This window comes from Chryseobacterium sp. (assembly GCF_041914225.1).
Taxonomy (GTDB): Bacteria; Bacteroidota; Bacteroidia; order Flavobacteriales; family Weeksellaceae; genus Chryseobacterium.
The window spans coordinates 1-6,926 of the sequence record NZ_JAYSDT010000090.1 but is presented as its reverse complement, the minus strand read 5'-3'; the positions used below and the strand labels follow the sequence as shown (position 1 = coordinate 6,926).

At 35.7% G+C, this 6,926-nt stretch carries 6 protein-coding genes; 2 read left to right on the top strand and 4 right to left on the bottom strand.

Annotated features, from left to right (window positions below; all coding sequences use genetic code 11):
* Window positions 1-181: 181 nt before the first annotated feature.
* Both ACE3RB_RS19560 and ACE3RB_RS19555 read right to left on the bottom strand, forming a co-directional pair.
* Window positions 182-1,228: a PA0069 family radical SAM protein gene (locus ACE3RB_RS19560; protein WP_374465747.1), complete on the bottom strand. Its 1,047-nt coding sequence runs from the start codon at window positions 1,226-1,228 to the stop codon at window positions 182-184.
* 123 nt (window positions 1,229-1,351) lie between these two features.
* On the bottom strand, window positions 1,352-1,546 hold the full coding sequence (locus tag ACE3RB_RS19555; RefSeq protein WP_374465746.1) for a hypothetical protein: 195 nt from the start codon (window positions 1,544-1,546) through the stop codon (window positions 1,352-1,354).
* Between the two features lie 175 nt (window positions 1,547-1,721).
* Here ACE3RB_RS19555 and ACE3RB_RS19550 point away from each other — a divergent pair, with 175 nt between their 5' ends.
* On the top strand, window positions 1,722-2,072 hold the full coding sequence (locus tag ACE3RB_RS19550) for a hypothetical protein (protein WP_374465745.1): 351 nt from the start codon (window positions 1,722-1,724) through the stop codon (window positions 2,070-2,072).
* A 99-nt stretch (window positions 2,073-2,171) separates the two neighbouring features.
* On the opposite strand, the gene ACE3RB_RS19545 is transcribed toward ACE3RB_RS19550, so the two are convergent.
* Both ACE3RB_RS19545 and ACE3RB_RS19540 read right to left on the bottom strand, forming a co-directional pair.
* Window positions 2,172-4,823, bottom strand: a complete 2,652-nt coding sequence (locus ACE3RB_RS19545; RefSeq protein WP_374465744.1) for a hypothetical protein — start codon at window positions 4,821-4,823, stop codon at window positions 2,172-2,174.
* Between the two features lie 31 nt (window positions 4,824-4,854).
* Window positions 4,855-5,652 (bottom strand): DUF2797 domain-containing protein, encoded by a 798-nt coding sequence (locus ACE3RB_RS19540; protein ID WP_374465743.1) that lies wholly within the window; start codon window positions 5,650-5,652, stop codon window positions 4,855-4,857.
* 89 nt (window positions 5,653-5,741) lie between these two features.
* Between ACE3RB_RS19540 and ACE3RB_RS19535 the strand changes: the two genes are divergently transcribed.
* Window positions 5,742-6,770 carry a GDP-mannose 4,6-dehydratase gene (locus ACE3RB_RS19535; protein ID WP_374465742.1) on the top strand — a complete coding sequence of 343 codons (1,029 nt, stop codon included), beginning with the start codon at window positions 5,742-5,744 and terminating at the stop codon, window positions 6,768-6,770.
* Window positions 6,771-6,926 lie beyond the last annotated feature (156 nt).

The following is a 6,926-nucleotide window of genomic DNA, read 5'->3' as shown; positions in this document are numbered from 1 at the left end:
GTTGGAGCGTGGGAGAGTTTGAGGGTGGGAGACGCTGGCGCGAGGAGTAAAAATGGATAGCAGGAAATAGCTCCTGAAAATCTATTACTATATTATAATGATGTACAATACTGAGAAATCTATTGTAAAATATCTTATACTCTTATACTATATATAATAGATGATTTCTTTGAAAGTATGATTAATCAAACAGTCTCAATTGCTGATCACGGGTTCCGGTGAAGTTTGCGGTTGAAAGTTTCGGGAATTCTTTACCTTCAAAAAATTTCTTTCTTCCGATTTTAAAAGTGGTATGAATCATTTCTGCAATGTTACCTTCTCCCCTTTGTCTTTCAAAATATCTTTTATCTCCAAGTTTTCCTCCTCTCATAGACCGGATAAGATTCAATACTTTCTGAGCTCTGTCCGGAAAATGTGCTTCTATCCAATTTACAAAAACAGGTTCAACAGTATCATTTAACCTTACAAGCGTATATCCGAAACTCGAAGCACCCGCATCCGAGATGGCTTTCAATATATTCAGCGGCTCATCGCTATTGAGTCCGGGAATGATAGGAGCGACCATTACATGTACAGGAATGTTGTTTCCGGAAAGGATTTCAACTGCTTTTAATTTATTTTTTGCGGAGCTGGTTCTCGGTTCCATCTTTCTTCTGAGTTCTTCATTGATTGTCGGGATACTCAGGGAAACGGAAACAAGGTTCTGTTCTGCCATTGGCTTTAAAATATCCAAATCTCTTAATACCAATGCATTTTTTGTCAGAATATTGACAGGATGTCTGTAGTCCAGACAAACCTGCAGTAGTTTTCTTGTGATTTCAAATTGTCTTTCTGCCGGCTGATAGCAATCTGTATTTCCGGACAGGAGAATAGGAGCTGCCTTGTAACCTCTTTTCTGAAAAAACTTCTCCAGTAGTTCAGGAGCATTTTTCTTTACCATGATTTTTCTTTCAAAATCAATTCCGGCGCTATATCCCCAATATTCATGAGTGGGTCTTGCAAAGCAGTAGGAGCAGCCGTGTTCACATCCCTGATAAGGATTCATTGAATACTCCATGGGAAGATCCTCGCTTTTCACCTGATTGACAATTGTTTTAGGAAAGACTTCGGTAAAAGAGGTCTTTACGGGTTCGAAATCTTCATCTTCAGGTTCATAGGTATACCTGTCGAAACGGCTGATAACGTTTCGCTGAGCTCCCTGACCTTTTATGAAATTTTCGTTTTGCATTCCGGTGTAAAATTAGAGTGGAATTTTTATAAAATAATGAGTTTTAACATTAAAGTTTTCCACAAAAAAAATCCAACACTTTCAAAAGCGTTGGATTTAAACATAATTAAATATATTTTTTTACTACTTCACTGCGTAAAATTCAACTCCATGATATTCATCTTCATGATTGTTTTCATCAAAGTGTCTGTGATAATCCGAGTAGGTATCACTATATTTTTTATCTTTTTTAGTCAATATTTTTTTTATGCTTATTAAACTTAATACTGCCAAAAGACCAACTCCCCCTGCCAGTAAAACTCCAACTTCTTTTTTCATATTTTCTTTGATTTATTATTGATACCATTGCAAAAAGTATACCCAATTTATTTTTTCAGATTATAAATTTTGTTAACATTAAACTTTATTTTTAGGAAAGTTATAATCTGTTATTTTTCTTATATTTAGAAATTGCAATGGTTTAATTATTGCACTTATCACCAAAAATATTATTATGGAAAATCCAGAAAACATCGACAGAATGACGACATTGAGCCAAGTCATGAAAACGCTTTCTGAAAGAGGAATACACAGAGAGTTCAGAATGAATGAAAAATGTGAAATGAAATTTGAAAATTCTGACAAAATTTATCAGCCTTCGGAGCTGATCATTTTGAAAACCTACCGCTTTGAAGGAGACAGCAATCCCGATGATAATGCAGTCCTTTATGTGGTAAAAGACAATAGCGGAAATCGCGGAATGATCATAGACTCATATGGAGCAGACAGTAATTATCCGGGTGAAGAGTTTGATAAGTTTTTAAGAGACATTCCTATTCAGGAAAGCGATGAATTCAATTTTTAACTGAATCTTTCTTATATTCATCCTTAAACCATTAAGGTTGTTATCATTACATATCGTTTCTATGAGCAGACGATCATTCTATCTTAATGGTTTAAGGAATTATTCCTGAGTATTTTCTTTTTTCCTGAATATTCCTTTAAGAAAACCTTTCTTTTCTTTATTCTCTCCTTCCGCCGGCGAGGCTTCTTTTTTATTTTTGATTTCCTGTTTAATTTCTTTTACAGACTGCTTCATGTCTTTTACTGAAGCGACAGCATCTTTTACTTTCTTTTCTGTTTTTTCTACATTTTTACCAATCAGGGTTTTCTTTAATCCTTGCTCTATTCCACGCCAGAAAAGATTAAAGAAAGACTTTGTAGGATCACGCTCCACATCTTCCACCGTAACTGCTTCAGGAAAACGTCCTGAGTCTGATTTCAGAAATACATTGGCAACAGCAGTCAGAAAACCTTTTTTCTCATGGTTGTTTTTATTTAAGACGGCAATTTTCAGGTCTTTATGTTTAAGATTAAAGGTTCCATGCAATCCTGCAGGATTTCCTTTAAAATTAAAAAGCATTTCCTGAATCGTCCCTGCGGTAGCCGTTACATGAAGATAGGGCCTGATAAATGGATTGATTCCACTGGCCGGGAGATTAGATGTTTTTCCGGAAATTGCAAATCTATCACTCTGATCGGCTACATCGAAGTTCCAGTTTACGGAAAGCGGCGACAGGTTCATAAAGGAGCAATTGATTTTAATATCTACCCGGGTTGGTTTTCCTTTTATTTTGGCTGAATTCAGGTTCTTTACATTCATATTAAAATTGCTGAAAGTCAGTTTTCCCGGTCCCATACTTTCTGGCGTATCTTCTTCATACACTAATACAGAGTTTTTCAGATCCAGGTTATTAACCGTCATTGGAATTTTAATGGATCTCAGCATTTTGGAGTATAAAGCTTTTATTTTTGGATCGTCTTTCGGAATTTTACTTCTGAAAATATTGGCATCCGCCGACTGAATAACGACATGGGAAGCATTTACCGTTTTATTTTGAGAAAAAAGCTCCCAGGTTCCTTCTGCAGTTATCTGGTTTGCCTTCAGGTCATACAGATCTCTTTCAACGGGTATCATTTTGATAAACTGTGCTCTCGAAACGAGAGGCTTCATCGCAAAGTTATTGACCTGGATTCTGTTTTTATTCAGTTTAAGAAGACCCAGGCTCATATTATAGAACTGTGTTTTGTAGGCAAAATTTCTGGTTGTCAGATAGTAATCCTTCACTGTAAAAGAAAGGCCTTTGTGATCAGGCTTAGGAGACAGTTCAATCCCATTAAAGGTAGCATTCAGATCATGAAAAGCTAAAGGCTGTTTTCCTTTATCATAAATAATATTTGAATTTTTTAAGGAAGCTTTTCTTATGATAATGGATTTTACAATATCAGGCCCGCCGGCGTTGTTCTGCTTTTTTTTACCTGCTGTAAAAGTTCCGTTTATATTTTCTATCAGAAGATCTTTAAGATCAATATCCAGTTTTTTATCTATAAATTCCAGCTTATTGATATTGAAAGCAATATGGTCGGTTCTTAATCCTTCTATAGACTTTCCTGTTTCTGAAGTGCCGGCCGATAATACCATATCATGGATTTCACCGCTGGAAGGCTTAAGTGCAAGGCTTCTTACTGTAATATTCTGATGATTTGAGTATTCAATGTCTCTTCCGGCAACGGTAAAATCTTTATATCCTACAGGAATGATCTGTTCTGAAGTTTCTTTATTAAACATCAACTGATTGATATTCAAATTAAGATTTCCAACAGATAGAAGTTTATTGCCATCCGGTTTATTGATCCGAACAATGGCATTATTGAGTTTTATATTCTTTAAATCAACTTCAAAATTTGATTTTTTTTCATTCTTTTTCCCCTTTACTCCCGTATTGTACACCGCCAAAGCAGGGTTTTTAAAATCTGCATTAGCCAGGGACACTTTGTTTTTATTTAAAACAACATCTTTAAATTCCATTTTAGGAATGGAAAATTCAAATAGCTGTACCTTCTCAGGATAAAATTTTTTAAAGCGGGCCAAGGAAAGCAGTGGGATCAACCTGAAGTTATCCACCGACATTTGTCCGTTCTCCGTATTGATTTTACTGATGGTAATAGCATAGATATTATCCGGACGGAAGAAGAATCTTTCTCCTTTAATGCTGTATCTGTCAAAAACAACCGGTAATTTATCCTCTACAGATTCTTCCGTCATCTGTAAATTTTCTACAAACAGATCCAGCTTCTCTACAGATAAAAATTTTTGTTTGGTATGTCTGAAAACAGCAATTTTTCCATTACTAATCCTGATATTTTCAAAAAGCACGGGATTTCTCTTTTTGCCGGTCTTACGATCAACCGGTTTTGCAAGAATAACATTTAAACTGGGTTTAGCCAGCAAAAGGTCCGAAGAGCTGATTCTTTTATTGAAAACAGCATCATAAATTCCGAAACGGCTAATTTTCAAGGTATCAATTGTTCCCTGCAGGCCAATAACATCAGTATTTTGCGGATCTTTACTGTTGACGGAAATTCCTGTTGCGAATATATTTCCTGATCCTAAATCCACATCAAGGGTTTTATAGGATACTTTATAATCCGTATTCTTTTTTATATAATCCGGAAGCCGGGTCTTAAGCCATATGTTCACTCCGAAATTTGTGGCAAGAAGGATACCTGCCAGAATCCCGAAACTTATCAATAGTCTTTTAACCCATTTTCTCATATTTTGTGATTTGATTTTTATTTTACCCTGATCAATTCCTGATTTCCAGATCGATTACATATCCTTCATGGCCTCTTACATTGATGAAATTTCCTCCTTCAAACCCAAGATACTGACCTTTGATTCCGGTAAGCCTTCCTGTGAATTCAAGTTTTTTGTCTAATGTGAATGAAGTCACTTTTTCCGGTTTTTCAAACGGATAATCCAGCATCCACAAATCTTCTCCTTCACTATAGAATTTCTGAAAATCTTCAGGGAAATATTCTTTAATCTTCTGTCTGAAATCCGCCAGGTCCACTTCTCCTTCAAAATCATCCTGCAGCATTTTTCTCCAGTTGGTTTTGTCCGGTAAATGTTCTTTTAAAGCAACTTCTATCATTCCTGCTTCGTAGCGGTTTTCTGTTCTTGCAATAGGTAAAGCAAAAGTTGCCCCCTGATCAATCCATCTTGTTGGAATCTGTGTATTTCTGGTCACTCCTACTTTCACATCCCCTGTATAGGCCAGATAAACAGTATGCGGCTGCAACTGAATTTGTTTTTCAATTTCGAGATCACGTTCTGCGATATCCAAGTGGGCCGTGGAAAGTTCCGGACGGATAATGGTATCACTTGCATAAGGGCTTTCAAAAAAACAGTTTTTACAGAATCCCATTCTGTAAATCGGTTTATTCTCACCACAATTTACACATTGAAATCCAATATGTTTTATGCTTAACTCTTTACCAAACAGCTCATTCATATGAATCAGATCTCCTGAAAGGTTAAGGTAGTACTGGATTGGCTTGGCATCGTAGCTTGTCATTTTTAAAATTTGCCCTTGAAACTGCATATTATATTTATATTACTTTTTTAAGTAAATTTAATGATTATATTTTTCAAATAGTAAAATTTATATTTTTGTACCCATAAAAAATACAAATGGTTTATCTTGTAACAGGCGGCAGCGGGTTCATCGGCTCTCATTTAACTGAGCGATTATTAAGAAATGGACATTCTGTCATAAACATTGACAATTTTGATGACTTTTACGACTATCAGGTAAAAATTAAAAATACTTTAGAGTCAATTGGTAAAATTTCGGATTTTGAGTTCTCTGATAAAGAGACTGACATCCGTCGTTTGGCTTCCCTCTCCCATTCTGATCAATATTCCCTCTATTGGCAGGATATAAGGGATCATAAGGGCCTTGAAACTATCTTTAAAAATCATCATATTGACATGGTGATCCATCTGGCAGCACTTGCAGGGGTACGCCCTTCTATTGAACGCCCTCTGGAATATGAAGAAGTGAATGTAAGAGGCACTATGAACCTCTGGGAATTGTGTAAGGAACATCATATTAAGAAATTCATTTGTGCATCCTCTTCAAGTGTTTACGGAAATAATGAAAAAATTCCTTTTGCAGAAACAGATAATGTAGACAGGCCTATCTCTCCTTATGCAGCGACCAAAAAAAGTGGCGAAGTTATAGGCCATGTTTATCATAACCTATACCATATAGATATGATCCAGCTTAGGTTCTTCACGGTATACGGGCCAAGACAGAGACCCGATCTTGCGATTCATAAGTTTACAAAGCTTATTTCGGAAAATCAGGAAATCCCTTTCTATGGTGATGGAAATACAGCCAGGGATTATACTTATATAGATGATATCATTGATGGAATTACCAAATCAATTCTTTACCTGGAAAATAATACCGGGATATATGAGATCCTTAATCTGGGAGAAAATCAGGTTGTGACTTTATCGGAAATGGTAGCCACTATAGAAATGGCACTTGAAAAATCTGCCACTAAAAAATTTCTGCCAATGCAGCCGGGAGATGTCACAAAAACCAATGCAGATATCACAAAAGCAAAGGAATTAATAGGCTATAAACCTGCCACAGACTTCCAAAATGGCATAAAAAAATTTGTGGAATGGTTTTTGAGAAAACGACATTAAGTAAATTGCTGACATCGCTGACAGCCAGTTTGTGACAGCCATTTATAAGAAAATATTATAAAAAGAATTGAAAATCAAGTATAAAAAAGTTTATTATACAACCTATTTTTATACTTTTGCAAAAAATTAGAAAATTATGTACTGGACATTAGAATT

What these genes read in the sequence shown, in the direction of transcription:
- ACE3RB_RS19540 (WP_374465743.1), bottom strand. Translation starts at nt 5,652, where the DNA reads ATGCAGTTTCAAGGGCAAATTTTAAAAATGACAAGCTACGATGCCAAG.
- ACE3RB_RS19560 (WP_374465747.1), bottom strand. Translation starts at nt 1,228, where the DNA reads ATGCAAAACGAAAATTTCATAAAAGGTCAGGGAGCTCAGCGAAACGTT.
- ACE3RB_RS19555 (WP_374465746.1), bottom strand. Translation starts at nt 1,546, where the DNA reads ATGAAAAAAGAAGTTGGAGTTTTACTGGCAGGGGGAGTTGGTCTTTTG.
- ACE3RB_RS19545 (WP_374465744.1), bottom strand. Translation starts at nt 4,823, where the DNA reads ATGAGAAAATGGGTTAAAAGACTATTGATAAGTTTCGGGATTCTGGCA.
- ACE3RB_RS19535 (WP_374465742.1), top strand. Translation starts at nt 5,742, where the DNA reads ATGGTTTATCTTGTAACAGGCGGCAGCGGGTTCATCGGCTCTCATTTA.
- ACE3RB_RS19550 (WP_374465745.1), top strand. Translation starts at nt 1,722, where the DNA reads ATGGAAAATCCAGAAAACATCGACAGAATGACGACATTGAGCCAAGTC.